General features: G+C 64.3%; 9 protein-coding genes. All 9 read right to left on the reverse strand.

What is annotated here, in order from left to right:
- Window positions 1-33: 33 nt before the first annotated feature.
- Complete coding sequence (locus PCA20602_RS04730; protein ID WP_150720206.1) at window positions 34-720, reverse strand: hydrolase; 687 nt, start codon at window positions 718-720, stop codon at window positions 34-36.
- Window positions 721-842: 122 nt separating this feature from the next.
- On the reverse strand, window positions 843-2,042 hold the full coding sequence (locus PCA20602_RS04735; RefSeq protein ID WP_150720207.1) for a GGDEF domain-containing protein: 1,200 nt from the start codon (window positions 2,040-2,042) through the stop codon (window positions 843-845).
- Between the two features lie 72 nt (window positions 2,043-2,114).
- Window positions 2,115-5,402 carry a hypothetical protein gene (locus PCA20602_RS04740; protein WP_150720208.1) on the reverse strand — a complete coding sequence of 1,096 codons (3,288 nt, stop codon included), beginning with the start codon at window positions 5,400-5,402 and terminating at the stop codon, window positions 2,115-2,117.
- Between the two features lies 1 nt (window position 5,403).
- Window positions 5,404-6,792 (reverse strand): ATP-binding protein, encoded by a 1,389-nt coding sequence (locus tag PCA20602_RS04745; protein WP_246182029.1) that lies wholly within the window; start codon window positions 6,790-6,792, stop codon window positions 5,404-5,406.
- Window positions 6,774-11,903, reverse strand: coding sequence for a contractile injection system tape measure protein (locus PCA20602_RS04750; protein ID WP_281354624.1), 5,130 nt, complete (start codon window positions 11,901-11,903; stop codon window positions 6,774-6,776). Before PCA20602_RS04750 ends, PCA20602_RS04745 begins: the two co-directional genes overlap by 19 nt.
- A gap of 2 nt (window positions 11,904-11,905) precedes the next feature.
- Window positions 11,906-14,524 carry a hypothetical protein gene (locus PCA20602_RS04755; protein ID WP_150720210.1) on the reverse strand — a complete coding sequence of 873 codons (2,619 nt, stop codon included), beginning with the start codon at window positions 14,522-14,524 and terminating at the stop codon, window positions 11,906-11,908.
- Complete coding sequence (locus tag PCA20602_RS04760; RefSeq protein ID WP_150720211.1) at window positions 14,521-14,907, reverse strand: hypothetical protein; 387 nt, start codon at window positions 14,905-14,907, stop codon at window positions 14,521-14,523. The genes PCA20602_RS04755 and PCA20602_RS04760 overlap by 4 nt, the downstream gene beginning before the upstream one ends.
- The gene (locus tag PCA20602_RS04765) at window positions 14,904-15,728 is read right to left on the reverse strand and encodes a hypothetical protein (RefSeq protein ID WP_150720212.1); all 825 of its coding nucleotides are present in this window, start codon (window positions 15,726-15,728) and stop codon (window positions 14,904-14,906) included. The genes PCA20602_RS04760 and PCA20602_RS04765 overlap by 4 nt, the downstream gene beginning before the upstream one ends.
- The gene (locus PCA20602_RS04770; protein WP_150720213.1) at window positions 15,700-19,602 is read right to left on the reverse strand and encodes a baseplate J/gp47 family protein; all 3,903 of its coding nucleotides are present in this window, start codon (window positions 19,600-19,602) and stop codon (window positions 15,700-15,702) included. The genes PCA20602_RS04765 and PCA20602_RS04770 overlap by 29 nt, the downstream gene beginning before the upstream one ends.
- Window positions 19,603-19,604: the final 2 nt, after the last annotated feature.

The raw sequence follows: 19,604 nt of genomic DNA on the forward strand, positions 1-19,604 counted from the left end.
CAGGGGCAAACCGCGTGATCAGGCAACGACCGATCAGCGCGCCGGAACCGGGGCGATCGATTCGTGGGCGGTTGCCGTGCGTTGCGTTGCCTTGTGCACCATCGTGTAGGCATAGTCGACGCCCATGCCGTAAGCGCCCGAATGCTCCTTCACGAGCTTCATCACGGCATCGTAGGTGTCGCGATGCGCCCAGTCACGTTGCCATTCGAGCAGCACCTGTTGCCACGTCACCGGCACGGCGCCGGCCTGTACCATGCGCTGCATGGCGTAATCGTGCGCTTCCTTGCTGGTGCCGCCCGAGGCGTCGGCCACCATATAGATCTCGTAGCCGCCTTCGAGCATGGCGCACAGGGCGAAGGTCGTGTTGCACACTTCCGTCCAGAGACCTGCGACGATCACTTTGTTACGACCATTGGCCTTCAGGGCGTCGCGCACCTTCTGGTCGTCCCACGAGTTCATCGACGTGCGTTCGAGCGTCTTTGCGTTGGGGAACACGTCGAGCACTTCGGGATACGTGTACCCCGAGAACGATTCGCTCTCGACCGTGGTGATCGTCGTCGGGATATTGAAAATCTTCGCGGCCTTGGCCAGACCCACCACATTGTTCTTCAGCGCCTGCCGGTCCATCGATTGCACGCCAAATGCCATTTGCGGCTGATGGTCGATGATGATGAGCTGGCTGTTCTGAGGGGTCAAAACTTCGAGTTTGGCATTAGACATGGTCGGAGTCCTTTAACTGAGGTGCACTGTGCAACCCCACGAAAGACTAGTCGAGCGCCCCTTGCCGGAACATCAGATGATGGTATTAGTCGTCGAAACGGTTGCTGCCATGCGGATGACACTCACCCGGCGGCTTGCCCACCGACCACCTGCGGATATCGATCGTCCTCCGGGATCGTCCCGCCATCGGTCGCGACAACCACGCAGTTCCTGCCACGTGCCTTGGCGGCATAGAGTGCCGCGTCCGCTCTTGCCATGACGCTCGCCAGGGTGTCGTTCTCGCCGAACGCGTCCACACCGGCGCTCAACGTGGGCGTGACGTCGCGGCCGGAAACGCAGGAGCCGGAGCTGGCAACGACGAGACGCAATCGGTCAACGAGTCGGCCAGCTTCCTCGCGGGTCGCCGCCGGCAGCAGCACGGCAAACTCTTCGCCCCCGATACGCCCGACGACATCGTTAGCCCGTACGGACTGCGAGATCAGCGACGCCACGTGCGCCAACGCAAAATCGCCGGACGCGTGACCGTACCGGTCGTTGACGCTCTTGAAATTGTCGATATCCAGAATCGCGATGGACAGCGGCGAACGTGCCGCCGTGCGAGCGACGACCGCCTCCGCACGCGCGATGAACGCCCGCCGCGCGAGCACCCCCGTCAGATCGTCGAACGTTGCCAGACGCTCCATCCGGTCGGCGAGCCGGTCATGCGCGAGCAGGACCATGCCGACGGACAGACAGGGCAGCGTGAGCGTCGCCATGCCGAGGAACAGGACATTCAGCGGTGTTGGCTGAAGAAACACGGTCTCATGCGCCAGCCCCACGGCATAAGCGAAGGAGCGCACGGCATGCACCACCGCCCCCAGCGTTGCCGCCACCGAAACGAAGTAATAAGCGTACTTGGGACGGCCCGGCGGCCGATACTTCAATACCATCCAGCCGATGTTGAACCGTACGTACGCGATGACGCCGGAAATCATCGCGCTGCGTGCATCGACATGGGGCGATACGAACGTCCAGTGGATCAGCAGTGCGAGGATCACGGCGAGTGCGACGTATTCCCATGCGTAGCTCGCTCGCGTGCTCAAAAACTGGCGAAATCCCTGCACGCCGAGCAGCGACGCGATCATCAGCAGGCTGCTCGATGTCGCGACGATGACGTCGGAGGTTCCTATCAACAGCAATGCGGACGTCAGCGCCAGCAGGCCGCTCGCCACGCTCCACAGCCGTACGCCCGGGACATGCGCCTGAAACAGTGAGCCGAGCACGGCAACGCTCATCACACACGAGAGAATGGCAATGCTGATGAAAACCGCCGGGATAGACATGTACGCGCCGCGAGATTTTTGTTTTAGCCGCCAGCATAGCCGAATTCCGTGACGCGGCGATCGTCTCCGTACTCAAGGCTGATCATCGCGCGCCTTGAGCTGGTACTGGTACCACGCGATCAACGCCACGATGAACAGCAGGAGGAATATCGGGATCATGTAGCCGCGCGCCAGCCATCGCAAGAACGGGTCGCAGAACAGCAGCGCCAGGCTGAGCAGGATCCAGATCCCCGCAATGGCAAGCGAAGGCGCGTGATAGTAACGCGTCATCCACTCGCGCCAGCGGCACGACACGTAATACGCCACGCCACACCCGATCAGCAACAGCAAGGCGATCTTCGTTGCCAGCCGGAACGCGAACAGGTTCTCGCACACCGTCTTGCAAACGGCCGAGGACTGCGCGCCTGCGGGAATCTGGTAGTGATCCGCCAGACATTCGCTAATGCTGCGCGTCATCGTGCAGGCCTGCACCCCTTCCGTCGGTTTGGGGATTAGCGACGCTGCTGACGGCACGGCGGGATCGGTTTTCGACGCCTCCACCGCCGCGGAGCGAAGTGGCATCGGCCAGAAACCGATACCGCCAAAGTTGTCCTGCGCGTAGACGATATCGTCCTGAAGCTGCTGCCAGTTGTCGTTATCGAACGTGATGACGGGAATGATCTGGCGCAGCACCGTGCGACGATCCTCGCCATGCAGTCCGGCTTCGACCGACTCGCGCAGCGCCTTCTTCGAGTCGGTCGTCGGTTCATCGAGCAGCACGAGGAAATTCGGACGCCGGTTCCGGTCCCGGTCGACACGCGCCAGCAGGTCGGTCGAAACGTTCTTGTCGGTGTCCGTCACGAGTTGCAGCAGGTTCGAGTAAGTGTAGATGCCATGCCCCACGCGATCGTGGCGCACGAGAATGTCGATGCGATCCCCTGCCCTCGCCCGACGCAACTGCGTGCGAAGCTGGTCAACGAACTGGTTGAACACCACGACCGACACGGGATCTTCCGGGTAGCCGTCGAAAAACAGCACGACCCCGCTGCCGTTGGTCGGCGCAAAGCGCGCGCCGAAGGGCAGATGGTTCGACACCGACGCGGTCCAGTTACGCAAGCCGGTCGAGAGCAGCTTCACGATGTCCGCGCCGAGCCGGTTCAGCACGGCCACCTTGCGATCCTTGTCCAGACGCGTCCAGGTCCGCCAGTCGTTGCGCTGGATCACCCATTGCACGTCGCTCTGATGTCGTTGCGCTACCGAGACGAAGTCACCGGGCAACGAGGCGGACGTCTGCGACAACTCCACGAAATTGCTGCCGTAATTGGCTTGCACCAGCGCGCCGGTATCGTCGAACGTTGCACCGTAGTAGCCGATACGCGTGAGCGTGCTGAAGTCGACGTTCTGCTTCGGTCCGGCCATCCAGAACGGGAAGAAACCATAGACGGTGCCTTGCAGATGGTCTAACAGACACCCGCAACCGTCACCGCTCCAGCTCACCTGCCGGGTCGGGTCGAACACCGGCCGCTTGCGGGCGGTCGCGACCAGCGACGGCCGGAAGCGGTCATACAGCGCCTGCATCAGTTGCGGCAGCGACAAGGTCTCGACGTTGCTGCACGTGCCTTTACGCCAGAGCGCTTCGAGCTGCGCAAACAGCGCCGGGTCGCGCAGCACCGCTGACAACTGCTGCATCTGATCGGACGAAATCTTGCGCGCATCGGCCACGCTCCCCGGTATGCCCGTGGGGCAAGCGCCCACGCCTTCGCGCAAGCGCGCCATCACGGCCCGGTCGAACAGCCACAACTGTGGATACTGCAACCCCTGCAATCCCCCCAGCATGTCGAGCACGACCGGCGGCACCGACTCGTTGCGGCGGCTCGACGCCAGCTCCGCGAGCGCCTGCGCCGTCAGCACGTAGGTGGTCTGCGACTGCGCGGCGCGCACGATGTCCGGCACGTACGGATCGACCGGCGTCTTGATCTCCGAGGTGGCGTCGAGAATCGCTTCGTTGAAATCGGCCTGACTGGCGTACTCCTCGGTAAGCCCCGAGACGGCGTCGACGATTTCCGTCGGCACACGGTTGTCGTTGCGGAGTTGCTGGAGCGAGGCGTCCGTGAGCTGGTACGTCGTGGTGACGGCCACGGCACGGGCTTCCGGCAGATAGGCTTCGGCACGTTTGCCGAGGTCCTTGAGGGCGTCGAGCACGGCGGCATCGAACAGCGGCTGATTCAGATAGACCTTGTCCTGCAAGGCAGAAAGATGGTCGATGACCTTGGATTTCGACGCCAGCAGGCTGAAGTCGGCGGCGTCGAGCGTGTAGTTGTAGATCGTCAGCAGGGCGCGGTCCGGATCAGGGCCCGCGTTGCGATTCCCGTCGGTATCCAGGTGATAGAGCCAGAGCATGGCGGCGATCTCGTCGTCCGTGCCCGCAAGGCGAATCTGGTAGTAGCGCGCCTGCTCCTTTGGCTCGAACCCGTCGATCCAGCGACCGAGGTCTGCGCCGACCAGATCGGCCTTCCATTGCGGATGCGCCCGCACGATCGACGCGAACTTCAGCAACGCCTGCACCGACGCACTGGTCAGGTTGCCGACCGGCTGCATCTTGAAGTCGAGCCAGAAGCGATTGAGCCACGACAAGGTGATCGGCCCGACGAGATTGTCCGACAGCGGCCGCGTGCTTTCACGATAAGCCTGAAGGTAGGCCGGGTCTTCCGAATAGATGACGAGGAGCGCCTGCTGAATGGCGCGTCGCGTGGCCGGCGCCAGATGACGCACCACATCGGCGGAAATCAGGACGGTGGACGGGCCGGAGGTCGGCTCCGGCGTGACCTGAACGGTATTGACAATGCGCCACGCCTGCTCGGGCGTCATCGGCTTGCCGTCGCTGCCAATGGGCGGCGCCATACGCGACACCTTGACCGACGGCGTGTCTGCGGGCGCGGCGACGGCTTGTGTGGGCGCGCCTTTGACGGTTGACGGCTGCGAGACGGTCGAGGGCTGCGAAGCGGACGTCGCGGGACTCGCTGCCGACGCCGTGGCAGATGCAGGAGGTGCAGCAGGTGTGGCAGAGGGTTGTGGCGCAGCCGCAGGCGTTGATGCGGCAGCGGCCGGTGGCGACACAGCGGAAGCGCCCCCGACGGCAGACGCCGGGGCGAGCGCGACCGGCGCAGACACAGCCATTGGCGCAGCGGCAGGCCCCGATGCCGGGTGTCCGGCAGGCGACGACGTCGCGGCACTCGCCGCCGACGGCACCGCTGCCACAGCGGGCAGCGATATGAGCGATGCCAGCGCCCCCAGCGACAGGGTCAGCCCCGCCATTCCGGTGGCCAGCAACGAGATTCGTCTGCGCCGGGCGCTGCGTCCCATGAAGTCGACGTGGCTCATATCAGATCGTGCGTCCTTCTTTGAGGTGTTCGCGACGGATGGCGCGCTGCAAATCGGCCTGCGTGACGGTATCGCGCCCGTCGCGATCGGCCCACATCACGGCATGTCGCGCCACGTTGAGCAGTGCGCCGCCAGAGAGCACATGGGCGCTCGCCAGCCCGGGGAGGTCCACGTCCGCCGCCAGCCCCCGACGCTCGGGGAAGAGATTGCGCCAGAGCTGAAGCCGCTGGGCGTCGTCGGGCATGGGAAAGTGAATGGCGCTCTGGAAGCGTCGTGCAAACGCTTCGTCGATATTGCCTTTCAGGTTGCTGGCGAGCAGCACCACGCCCGGATAGTCTTCGATGCGTTGAAGCAAATACGCGACCTCCTGATTCGCGTGGCGGTCGTTGGCGCTACTCCCTTCGGTGCGTTTGCCGAAGAGCGCGTCCGCCTCATCGAAAAAGAGGATCCAGCGCTTGTTCTGCGCCTGATCGAACACGTTGGCCATGTTCTTCTCGGTCTCACCGATGTACTTCGAGACGATTTTCGACAGGTCGATCCGGTAGACGTCGACGCCTGCCGCCTTGCCGAGCAGCGTGGCCGTGAGCGTCTTGCCCGTACCCGGCGGCCCGTAGAACAGCGCACGAAAACCAGGCTTCATCATCCGGTCGAGCTGCCAGCGGCGCATGACCGCCTCCCCGCCATCCAGCCACTGGCGAATCTGATCGATTTCGTCGATGACGTCCGGCGTCAGCACGAGATCGTGCCAATCGTGCTGCGTGGTGATGCGTTTGGCGGGAAAGCCCGCGCTGTAATCCGGCTTGTGCTCGCGCCCGGACGTGCTGCGCTCCAGAAAGTCTCGCTCGACGTGCAACGCTGCGGCCAGCGCGGGCTCGCCGTCTGCCCGGCGCTCCAGCCGGAGGATGCCCGCCCGTGCAAACACGTGATCCGTGTCGAACAGGTCGAGCACCTCGAAGCGGCGCGACAAGTCGTCGCCAGCGAGCACGAACGCCGCCGTCTCACCGGTCGGCAGCAACCCGCTGTGATGCTGCGCACGCCATCCGCCGAACTCCGTGAACTGGCGCTCGGTGTTCTTGTTCTGCGTGAACAGCAGATCCAGCGCTTGCGGCCTTACATGCGGCAGCATGGCCAGCATGAGCACGACACGCGCGTCGAAATCGTCCGCGAGACCGTACTCGACCAGCGCCTGGGCAAACGGCGAGGGATCGTCGGTTAGCGTCGGCGGCGCATGCCCGTGGATATCGTGTGGCACGCCTTCGTGCATGAAATAGGCGTGCAACCGGGTTTCGAGCACGGCGCCGAACCACGCGATTTCTCGCGACAGGCTCTCGGCGTTGGCAGCCAGCGCGTTGGCGGCGGTCGGTGCAGACGTCATGTCCAGTTCACCCATAGCGGTTGCTCCATCCACGACAGTTGAATCGTGGAGATACCCCACGGCATCTGGCGCATCAGCACATCGATAGTGAGGCGGCGCACGTCCAGATGCCAGCCGTCTTCGGCCAGCGACAACCGACCGTCACGTTGCAGGAACGCTTCGCGCAGCCCGGCGCGTGAGGTATTGCCAAGCGCAGTCCAGTGGTGGAGCATGGCGTCGATCATCCGATTGCAAGTCTCGGCTTCCTTCTCCGTGATATCCAGGTGACGCGCCACCGGCGTGGCGAACGGCACACCGCACAGCAGCTTGTGCATCGTCAACTCATGTTCCGGCGCTTCGGTCTGCCCCGTACCGGCGTAATACAGCAAGAGCACCGCACGCTCGGCAGCGGCTTCGCTGACAAAGCGTCCGTCGTGAGTGAGTTCGACGAATTCCCACAGCACGGGCATGAACGCACACATCAGGACAATCCCGGCGTGGGGCACATCGAAAGGCGTTTGGGCGGCCGCCTCGTTCGTGTTCGAAGGGGATGAACGCATGTCGATTCCTGTTTGCTGTTGGACTTGAGCGATCAGCGCGGGCGGCGCCTCGACACCGGCATGACGCGCCAGTCGCGTCACCACCGATCCGGCGAACACCGCCGAATCGAACGGACGCTGCGGGGCGAATAACCAAGGGAACAGGCTTAGCCAGCGCACACGAGGTAAATCCGACGCCGCAATGGTCTGCATGGACGTCGCGCACATCTCGGCGATATCCGTCGCGAGACGCAGCATCGTTGCGACCTGCGGCGTGTCACGAGACGACAGCCGGGCGAGGCCGGGCCACAACGGCTGCGGGATGATATCCAGCCACCGTCCGGCAAGCCCCTCATCGTTTGCGGCCAGCGCAATCACCGGACGCAACACGTGCGCACCGGAATAGACGGACTGCCGTATCCAGATATCGAATCCGGACGGCGGCAGTTGTGCGGAACGAAATGCCGAGGAAGTCAGGTAGTCGATGAAGTCGTCTGGCATGGCGGTGCGACGGGTTTGGGTTTCGGATGGCGCGGCGGCAGATGCCAAATGCGCCGATGCCGGAGGCCCATCTCGTTCTGCGTTTTTTGGGGATGTGGGGAAAGCACCCGGCAACTGAGGTGTCGTCGCCGCGTCGTGCGCCCGGATTTGCGACTCAGTGTCAGTCGCATCGTCGGGCAATGCTTGCGCATCGTCGGACGCGGCTTCGCTTAACGCTTCCAGTTCCAGCACGCTATCGCTGGCGAGCGCGGCCGCGACCCTGGCGAAGTACCGGGCGACCGCACTCGGCGGCGTTGTGGCATCGTCTGGCGCATGCGCGGCAATCGAATGGTAGAGGACGTCACGATGCTCGACGGGAATCACGTCGCTCGTCGCGATCATCGTGTCGATGATGGCTTGCCAGTCGGTGGCGGTGAGGTCTCCCGCACCGGCGGTCAGCGCAGGATGGGCGGTCGCAAGCTCACGTTGCAGCGTTGCTCGCTGTGCGTCTGTCAGTCGCGCCGTCTCACCCGTCAGATCGCCGCCTTGCGGCAGCACGTCGCGTCGGAGACCCAGCAGGCGTCGCAGCGCCTCGGTGGACGATGCGATTGGCGCATCGCTGCGATCAGCGATGGATGACGCTCCGTCCCGGCTCACCCCCTGTGTCCCGATGACGACTGGCATCTGACTGCCGTTCGGAGAGGCGTCCGCTCGTTCGTCGTCATGTCCGGAGATGGCAACATCCCTTGTCGGCGAGTTCGTGGACGGTACTGCCGAACTTGCGCTTTCCGTCGCGCGATTCGTCTGGCGTTCGAGTCGCAGCGAAGGCGTTGCCGTGACCGGCATCGAAAGCCACTGATCGATCAATCGATGCTGCCACGGCGCTGCGGCCGCGCGATGGACGAGCGCGCTCAGTTGGGTGATGGAAGCGTTAGCACCCCCGCCTCGCAGATGCGTAAATACAGCGTGCCAGACGATTCGCTTCCACGCCTCGAAACTCCATGACGACGGGAGTATGGGTAGGGACGTCGATGAGGACCGATCGCTCGCCCGTGCGCCGCTCACGTCAGGCGCACTGACCGCCGTCCCCATCGGCACGCTCTCGGCATCGTCACTCCCGGTGGTCAGGCGCGGGATGTCACTGTCGATCAGGCGCTCTGGCGAGACGTTGCCGGGCAGCGGATTGGACGGATCGCCCTCATTGAACACGTCCCACGACAACGCCGAGAGTGAACGCCAGAGCGACAAGGCCGCGGGGTCAAGAAGCGTCGCGAGATCGGCCAGCATGTCTTCCGGGAAACCGTGCACGACGCGGATCAACACGGTGTCGTACCCCGCGTAATGGCGCCAGACGCCGGACAGCGCATCACTTTCGTTGGTCAGCCATCGTTGCCAATCCTCGAACAGCGCCTCCGGGGAGCCACTCAGCAGCGCGCGGATGAAGCGCTCATGCGCCGGTAGCGCCTCCGGGATCGACGCGGCTTCGGCGTTATCGACGGCAAGCGGCAATGCGTCCGTCGTGTCGTTCGAACTCGACCGATTGGCCCCTTCGGAATCGCCCGCAGCGACTAGCACCGGACTTGGCGCCGTCGTTCGCTGAACGCCGGGCAAACGCTCCGGTTCAGGGGGGGACTGAGGATGATCCATGGCGGGTGAACGCCGCGCCTCACCGGTCGCCGTATCCGGCGAGGGCGCGCAGGCGGCGGCTTCAAATGCGATCTTCGGCGTGCCTGACGCCTCAAGTCCGTCACCCGACGAGCGTTGCGTCTGCACCGTCCTGTCGTGGGAAACATGCGCAGCGAATGCCGCCCCATGCACCAAGGACGCTACGTCGCCGGACCATACACGGCGCCATCCCGATGCGGTGGTCAGCGTCTCGCTCGTGATTGACTCAGAAATGGCCGTGATCCCGACATCACTCATATCGGTCTCTGCGAGCGCAACTTCGCCGGAATCCGCCGCAGCATCCGGGTCCGTTGCGTCTTCTGAATGCATGCTCGTGGCCGCATAACCGGTGAGGTGTTCCTCGTCTGCCTTGCTGTTGTGGATAGCTACGCTTGAATCCGCCTCCGTTCCCGTCCTGACATCAACATGCGCACGCGCCGTCAGATTTACGCTCGCGTTTTCCTCGTCTGCCTTGCTGTTGTGGCCAACTATGCTGGTATCCGCTTCCGTGTCCGCCATGACTCCGACATGCGCACTCGCCATCGGATTTGTGGTCATGTTTTCCCGGTATGCGCCGCCTTTGTCGCTGTCCGCACCACGCCCGCCAATCATCTCCGTTTCGATGCGTGTCTCGGGCCTGCGCGCATCTGCGCCGGCAAATCCGCCCCCGGTCGTCGACAGATGCGCGGCCGCTTGCAGGGCCACCGTCGCCTCGCGCCCCGCCACGTCCTCAGTACCCGATCGCGTCGGAATGCGTGACGTCAATGTACCCGGCGGCGTCGTGAGGTCGTCAGTCGTCATCGTCAGCAAACGAGACAGGAGCAGTCCAAGCATGTCCTCCAGCATCGACAACGGGAATGTCGAGGCGACGCGCTCACGCAAGTCCGGGACCGTTAGGTAGTGATGCAGCGCCTCGCTTAGCAGGACGGGATGGTTTTCCATCAGTTGCGGCCAGACGCTATAGAGCGGTTCGGCTTGCCCGCGCGTAAAGGCGGCTGCCAATAACGCTTTCCATCGGGCGACCCGTGCGCCGCTTGAAGGACTATGCGTCGTCGCCCTCGCCTCGAGCGTCGACGCGTCGGATGGAGGTGTCCACGGGTCTCCCGCCACGTGTCGGGTGCCGCGGTCAGAAGGGTGAAGCGTCGCTTCTGGCACCATGCTGACGGGCGTGCCGAGCGTCTGACTCACCCGGTGCAACGCGTCGATCATTGGCGACGGCAGTGCCCCCGTTCGCCCCAAGGTCGCGGCACGCAACACCGCCCGAATGCTCGCCGTTGCTTCCTCGTTCGTGCCTGGCCAGACACTGAGGCGAGCGCGGGAAAGCACGGCCTGCCAAACGTCATGCCAGGGCATCGATTGCGCGCCGGTCCCCGACAGACGCAGGCCTGCCACCATCAATCTCGCTCTCGCGACCCGTTGTGCGTCTGCGCGCAACGTTGGACGCCAACCGGCAGTGACCAACAGCAACTCAAGCGCATCAAGTTCGCGCAGCCATTCGGGCGCGGCATTTGGGTACAGCGCCCCGATCATTGCCGCGACGTTGCTCGCCGAAAACTGCTTCGTCAGGCGTTCGATCAAGACTTCCGGCGAGGCGCTTGCCTGAATTTGCCGACGAACGCTCTCGACGCCGCCTGCAAGCACCCGAGCGAGCAGACGGTCTAGTGGATCGTCCGATACCTCCGATACCGTCGATGCCACGGATGCCGCCGATTCCGTGGAGCGAGCCGAACTAACGCCCGAGGTCGCAGAGGTCGATTCACTGGATTCAGCCGAGGCGACCGCGCCAACAGGCGTGACCGAGGCGACCGAACGCCCGGTCATCGTCGAAGCCCCCGACGCCACAACATCGGAAGCACCGGAAGCCGCGACATCGGACACGCGAGCAGGCCGCTCAGTGTCCGCGTGCCTGCCGGGATAGCCATCACGCGAGTTGCCCGCTACGTCGCCCACTGCCAGACCGTGCGTCAGGAATGCCATGAGATCCGCGACGTCGGCGTCCGCCTGCGTCGCGAATCGGCGGGCCTTCGGTACGCGGGTCTTATCCGTCGGATCATCCGCCCCGTGGTTGGCGTTCAACGGCACCGGCGCGATCGAAACGTCTTCATGTTCCTCATGTCGCTCGGAGCCCTCGATGCTCCCCGCGCGCCCATCATCCCCTTCGCCCCCTTCGCCCCCTTCCTCCCGCCCACGCCCATCACCCAGCACCTCAGCCAGCACCAACGCTAACTGCTCCGCCAACACGTCGGGCAACGCTTCGGCCTCGACTTCGCCGAGATCGATGTCGAGCCGGTCGATACGATGGATCCCGAGGTCGCGGGCCGCATCGTCGAGCACCGACGCCATCACCGGCAGCAAACGCTCGACGACCAGCGCACGAAGCGGTTCACCCTGCGACATGCCCATCTCCCCAGACGCGAACGTCAGGTCGAAGTCGAGCTTGCGGATCCGATGACGGGCCTGCACCGCTACACCCAAAGCGTGAGGTGATGCGCCCGACGGCGGCGCATCAGCAACGCGCGCAGGCTGGCGCTCGCAGCGTCGAGCCGGTCCGGCGACGACGACGTCTCCCGCTCCCGAAGTCGCGCACGCCACAGCCCGTAGCGGTGCTCGAAGTCGCGCATGGCGACGTAGTCCAGCCAATGGAATTCCGGCAGCAGGTGCGCGGGCAGATTGCGGCAGACGGTCTCCTGCGCGAGCAGCCGGAAATCGGGATCGCTGAATCGCGCCGTCCATGCCGGGAAGACGACACTCACGCGCGCGTTGAAGAACGACGCGGCTTCGTGCGCCTGCGCTTCCGTCTCCCCTTCGGTTTGCGTGGACAGCCGATGCGGACGCAGCAACACGTGCTCCACCAGATAGAAACCCTCCGACGCCTGATTCAGCTCACACAGGAATTCGCGCAATATCGCGACGTACCGGTCGGCGTAGGCCACCGCCTCATCCCCATGAAACCGCGCCAGTTGCACCTCGTCGGCCGCTTTCCCGTTCGTGGCGTCGCCAAGGCGGGGATCGTGCGTGCGGAAATGAACGTGCAATGCGTCGCCATGCTGCCTGAGCACATAGTTCTCCAGACGCACGCCATGCACGAGCAGGCCGCCGGGCAAGGTGTCTCCCGATGCGGTATGCGCTTCGCTCCGGTGCGCCGCCGCCGCCGACGGCGGCTCGCCCTGCGACTTGAGCACGATGAGACGTGCCGCCGCATGCTCGTAGCTCGTCTTCGTCGCCGTAGCGTCGGACTGCAACCGCAGGTGCCAGCGCAGCAACGCGTCGCTCAGCGGCGCACGCGGCGGTTCGGCCGGCAAGCCCAGCAGGATCGAAATCTTCGCGTGGACCCCGGCCACGTTGGGCCGACCGTCGGCACGCACATCCATCGCAGTGATATCGAATGCCGACGCCCGGTCCCGCGACAGCGTCGCGATGTGACGAAGGAAATCGAGTTTGTTGTCGATCAGCCAACGCGCACCGTGCGCGTCCTGATAGTCGTCGAAGCGTCGCAGCGACTTTTGCGAATACGTCTCGCCATACATGGCGAGCAACACGTCGAGCAACCGGCTGCGGCGGTCCTCGGCCCGGTCTTTTCTCGACACGATCCGCTCAAGGCGGCTGCGCACGGCTGCCGGGGCGTCGGTATAGAACGCCTCGATATCAGGCAATGCGTCGTTGTCGATGGTTTGCGAGAAATAGGTTTCGTACAACGTGTCGACGGAGAACATCCGGCCGACCGATTGCAGGTTTTCCAGATAGTTGGCCATCAACTGCTCGGCCAGATAGAGATAGGCCTTCAGTTGATGCGCACTGACCCGATTCGCAAGCGGCGCCGTGGGCGGCACGCCGAATCGGTTGATGCCGTAGATCGCCGGAAACTGGTGCTGAATCGAGTAGTAATCACGCAGCGCGCGCGGCTCACCCTGCGGTGCCGGCACGATGCCCGCCACCGACTGCTTCGTGTTACGCAGCGTATCGAATTCGAAGCGCGCCTTGGCCAGCGCTACGCGAGCGTCGTCGAGCACTACCCGCGACTTTTCCTCCCGGCGGTGCTCGTTGCCGCCATTCGACGCCTGCGCCCTCGTGCCGCCACCGACCGCACCGCTCGCAAAGTGCAGCCGCAGGAAGCTGCCCTGCGCATCGCTCGGAAACCGCAACCGCAACACCCCGCCCGATGTGCCGTTCATGCTGTCGCCGTTCACTGGTTTGCCGTCGGCATCGCACAACGCAAGACGCTGCACGTGGGCCACGCCATCGACCGCCTGCACCAGCCCGACGAGGCGCGCCAGCGCGATCGGCGCGCCCTGCGCCTGCGCGCCGGTGCTCGCCACGTAGCCATGCTCCGTACGCGGCCCGGCAAACAGGGTCTCGAGCGGAATGCCGGCATCGAATGCCTTCACGTATCGCTCGATCCGGAAGCCCGAGTGCACCGCGCGCGCGCACTGAAAGAAGATGTCGGCAAAGATCGACGCCGGATCCCGTTCGCTGTGAATCTGGATCTCGCCGCACAGATACACGGGTTGCACCGGCACGACGACGACATCGGACAGGTCTTCGCCCAGATTCCGATGCGCATGGAACACTTCCCTGACGCGCAGACATACGGCGGCTTCATGCTTCGCGCGGGTGACGTCGTCCGCGTTGTCCTGAAGGGCGTCGTTGAGCTTGATGGCGACACGGCACAGACCGTGCGCGGCATGGACGTTGTCGAGCGGGCGTTCGTCTCGCGTGAGCCAGACGTCTTCAAGCTCGGGAATCGTGTCGTAGAAGCGCTTGCGATAGTCCTCGAACGTGAGCACCTCGCTTGGCAGGATGTCGTCTGCCGGATGCAGTGCGTGACGCTGGTAGTCGATCCGTCCGTCGTCGCCGACCAGATAGTCTTCCGGCGGGAAGTCCGAGCGGTACCCCAACTCCGTGATGGCGTAACACAACTGCTCAAGAATCGTGACGCCCGGATCGTGCAGGTTGTAATCGGTCCAGCGCTCGCCGCACAACGCCTGCAACGTCGCAATGCCCGCGCGACGCAATGCATCGAAATCGAGCCCATGAGGATCGGACCCGGCGCCGTCGTGACGGGCGATGGACTCGGGGGCGTTCATGGCATCCTCACGCCGGGCACCCGCCCGGAATGACGTGCGGCGCGCACGGGGCTGCCCGATGTGCGTTCGCCAGCAGCACGGGCGGCGTGCAGTTGTGCCTTCAGGTCGTCGATCAACACGTGTACTCGCTGATACGGCAGTTGCCCGAGGGCCTCCACGATCAGCGCGAATGCGCCCGGATCGAGCGAACACACCAGCGGCGCGCCCGGGGTGACGGCATTGGCCTGCCGGTTCAGCATACCGATCAGCTCGAAGACCCGCTTGAACGGAAGCTCGCTCAGCGCGCTCATGAGCAACTGCGCGTCGTCCGCGGTGAGGACGATGTCTACGGTAGCGGGCGCCGCGCTGCTGCCCGTTGTACCCGACGTGGCGGTCATGGTCATTGCGCCCCCTTGGGTTCGGGGTCCGTCGCGCTACCGGTCATCTCCGGATCGAACCAGAGCGTGGTCAGGTAGTACGTCACCCAGGTCTTGGGCGCACCGGCAGCGTCGCGCGCCGAGTCGTACGGACACCCCACGCGCATTTGCAGCACGTAGCTATGCTTGGCGCCATCCGGCGCGTCTGCCCACTGGAGCTGGAGACGGTTGCACTTGCTGCCGAAATGGGACTGACGATAGTCGATGTCCCCCTTGCCGTTGTAGGCCATGACGGCGTAGGCGTGCATCACCGCGAATTTCCCGCTGCCCCGCTTGCCCACGCCAGCCGTGATCTCGAAGGCCTGACAGCCGGTGAGCGGGTCCGTAATGTCGTGCCATTTCCCGTCCGCCTGCACCGCGCGTGCACCGGGACGTCCACGTCGCCCGTCGGCAACGACACGGCCGGCCACGTCGAGTTCGAATCCGACGGCTGGCGCGGCCTTGTCTGCGGCTGCCGTGGCCGTGACGTCGGCTTTACCTAGCTGACGCAGTGTCAGCGCCGTGGGGTTGTCGCCGTTACCGAACGCCAGCCCCCCGGCTTCGCCGTCGAGCTGAATCGTCCAGATGGGGCTTTTCAGATCGATGTTCTGGTAGAAGCTCAGCAGCTTGCCCTGATTGAGCTGCGACACCTTAAGGCCGTCGACAGGTGTCTTGTCGAAGCCTTCGTCCACGATGTTCAGCATGGAGTCGATCAGCTCGGAGAACGCCGTCGCCGACGGCATTTCGCCATTACCGAACTTGCGTCGCAGGGTGTCCCGGTTACGCCGGGCGATCGGTTTTCCATTCATGGTCGTCATCCGAAATGATGAAGGTGGTGCCGATTTCGAGTTGGCTCAGCGTGGTCGGCACGCCCTCGTAATCCTTGTCGTCGTCCACCGCGTCGATGGCGTGATGGGCCACGGGAATCGCGATGCTCCACGGGTATAGCGGGACGATGTCGGTCTGCGGCCCCGTTGCGTCTCCGGTCCGGCGTGCGGTGTCGGACAGCGTGAACGTCTGCATGTCGGTCGCGGCCAGCTCGGCAGCCTCGGCGCCGCTCGCCACCGTCGCGATCCGAAGCATCGAGAATCCGGAGACGTACTGCACATACGGCAGCGACCCGATGTAGGCCTCGATGTCGTGCTGGCGAATACACCATCCGAAATGCGTGCGATAACCCACGTCGTCCTGCCACGGCGTGAGGTAGCGTGAAATCGCGGCATTGAGCTGTGCCAGATAAAAGCCGTTACCCGCCCGGTCGGTGAAGCGCACCTTGCATCGCACCTGAATACGCTCATAGACGGGGTTCTCGACCGAGACGTCCGCCCACGGCGACGACAAGGCGTTGGCGAACTCGGCGATCTGCCGGATCAAGTTGCCGTCGAGCATCGGCATCTGCTCGGCGTCCTTCACGGCGGGCCAGTACGGCAAGGGCACGATGAGCGCCTGACCGGGGCGGACGCAATCATGCGGCCCGTGCTTCGTAGACAGATTGGCGAAGCACTTCACTTTGTAGACTTCGGGGAAGGCTTCCAGAATCAGCGACTCGAAATCTGCCGGTGTCACGGCCCGTTGCTTGTGACGAAGACGCTCGCTCACGCGCGTACGCATCTGCTCGCGGGTCTCTTGCGGACGCCCGCCGCAGGACGGCAGCGGCTGGACGAGCGAGACGATCCCGGGCAGCGGCCGCCGGCTGCGCGTAATCGTCCCGGCGGGCAGCACCATCGGCGCTTCCTGCGGCACGTCCGGCCCCCGCCTTACCTGTACGGCCTGCGCATGCACGGCGTACAGGCTGCAATACTTCTCCATGTCGCGATCGGCGCTCACGCGCAGCCAGTAAAGCCCGTCCGGCATGACCGTGTTGCGCTTGCCGATGTCGGCAGGCACCCGCAGGGTGACGATGCCGGACGTCATCAACTGATGTGTGCCGTCGGTCAGAATGTCCCGCCGTGACAACGGCTTCCACACATTGCCCGAGAGATAGCTCCAGTGCAGACCGGCCGGACGCCCTGGGTCAGCGGCATCCGTGACGTCAGCATCGTGCACGACCGGTGCAGCGACGGGCCGGGAGTCTGCGCGCAACTGGAACAGCAGCGTTAGCGTCTCACCGGGTTCGCCCAGTGCGCTGGCGTCGATACCGACATAGAGATTCCCGGCGTCCTCGAAGCGCGGCAGCAACTCCGGCGCGGGGTAACTCGTCATGTCAAGCGATTCCCAGCCCGCCGGGAACAGATGGAGGAAACGCCCGTCTTCATCGCGATTGGCGATGCGGTCCACGCTGATGGCGCCCGTCGCGGCGTAATCGAACGAAATCGTGTTGACGATCGGGGTGTACGGCGCACGTGGCATCGGACGCGCCCTGCGCCACATGCGCTTGCGTGAATTCGCGAGCATGGTCGTGGACAACGTCTGCGGATACGCTTCGTGACCGAAGGCAAACGCCGGTGCCGCAAAGGTGAACTTGAAGAAACCGTTCTTCGCGCCCGGCCCCCAGGTCAGCGGGTGCGCGGGGCTCACCCCGGCATCGGGTTCGAACAGCGACGCCAGGTGCCCGGCGTCCCAGACGATGGTGTTGTCGATCCGCTCCCCCTTGCCGGGTGTCACACGCGTGTGAAAGAGCGGCACCACTGGGCGTGGGGCCTCGCCCGCCGGCAGCCACCCGCCTTTCGCGAGCACTTCCACAGACGCCAGATAGTCTTCGTTAGCCAGCCGTACGTCATAACCGTCGTACCACGTACCGAACCCGCCCGTCACGCGCGGCAAGTCCGCCCACTCGATGCGCAGACGAAAGCGTGTAATGCGCTTGACGGCCATCTCCGTACTCCCAGCCACCAGATAGCTGCCAAGACGCGGCAGCGGTCCGAACGGGGCGAACGGCGTCGCGGCACTCAATTGGCCGATGTTGTTGTACAGGACCAGATCGCGGCAGCCTCGGGCCTCGACGTCGATCCGCGCCCCCGTCACGGGCAGATTGCGCAAAAGGCCGTATGGAAACAGATACGCGCCGGGGTTGATGAGGCATCTGAGGAGCGGCGTTTCGACGTCGAACTGCTCGCCGTGCAACGTGGGCGAGTAACGCACGACCGATGGCGATTGCGGAGGAAGCACGAAGCTCAATCGCAATTCGCGGTCTTCGAGTCCCGGCACGTAGCCTGCGATGTCGATCCAGCCCGTCTCCCCCGTGAGCGCGACGGAGAACAGACTGCGAAGGATCTTGAGATAGAGGTCCTGGCGTCGCAGATGCATCGCTTCGGATGCCTCGTCCGACCTTTCCCTGGTCTCATCAACCTCATCGCTCTTGCCGAACACCGCATCGGCCACCTGTCCGAGTTGCGTGACAAGTTTATCGTCGGCGAACGTGATCGTCAGCGTCACGATCCGCTCGCCCTCCTTGAGCAACAGGACCTTGCTGGCCAGTGCGAATCCGATGCGCGCCTGTCCGTAGGGACGAATACCGGCACCGGGCTTGGGCGCACCGAGAATCGGCCACGCCTGTGAGTGTTCGGTACCGGGCGGCGCGCAGGGCACTTCGTCGAACCACGCGGCCGTCGGCCATTTCCGTCCATTGGCACCCGCACCGGGATCTTCCGGCAGCAGGTTCTCCGGCATGCTGTAGCCGTTGTGATCGAGGAAGAGCGTTTGAACCCGGCTCACGCGCGCGCCACTCACGCGCAGCGCGTCTTCGGACAGATAGAGGATGTCGCGACCGTGGGCATCGATCCCGGCCGGAAATGCCGTGCCGGCGGGCACCAGCACGTCACGCGCGTCCGGGTTGCGGCGCAGCACCAGCCACGTGTGATCGGGCACGACACCGCGCGGCGTGCTGCCGAGCATGCGCTCGTAATAGAAGTCGATGAACTTCTGGGTGTAGCCGTTGAGCTTGCTCTGAAGCTTCTCGAACTGCCTCACGAAAGCGATCAGCATACCCACGGCCGGGTCGTGATTGCCGCTATGCAACGACGCGGGCAATCGCGACAACGCCTCCTTGCGGACCATTTCAATGGCCTTCATGTAGGCGTGGAAATCGGCGCGCACGTCCGCCTTCGTCAATGTCGATGCAGCCGGCGTTGCCATCGATTCGGCCGATGACGTCGGCGCGTGTGCGTCACCCTCGGCGGCATACGCGACGACCGATGTCTGCGCTTCCGTCCATACCGGATCGAGCGGCGTTTGCAGGTGCGCCGAGCTCAGCGCGCCGAGCACGCCCGACTGACGTCGGCTCAGTTGCATGATGACTGCGCGCAGCACCGTGCGCAGCCCGAGGCCGTTATCGCTTTGCGCCTGCGAAAGCGCTTCGAACCAGTCATTGAGCGTGACGATCAGTTCGGGAACGGGAGACGCCCGCAACATCGACCGCAAGCCGGTCCCCTCGCCGCTCGCGCCACCCACGCCGTCGTACTCCGGCGTATCGCGCCACCATTGGGCGAAGCGCTCCGTCTCGCGCGTGAGGTCGAAGGCGAGGATGCGGCTCATGACCACCGTTTCGTCCGCCCGGAAGAACGGCGACCAATCCCCTTGCGGCTCGTCGTTGCCGTTATGGAAACGCACCAGCGATGCGAATTCGACGACGATGTCGAGCAGTTCGTGAAACGTCATCTCGTCGAGACGGAAATACCCGTCCTGCAATGGAGGCAGCGCCCGCATCGCCTGACTGGTTCCGTCCCGAATGATGAGGTTGTGCATCG

This window comes from Pandoraea capi (assembly GCF_902459735.1).
Classification (GTDB): Bacteria; Pseudomonadota; Gammaproteobacteria; order Burkholderiales; family Burkholderiaceae; genus Pandoraea; species Pandoraea capi.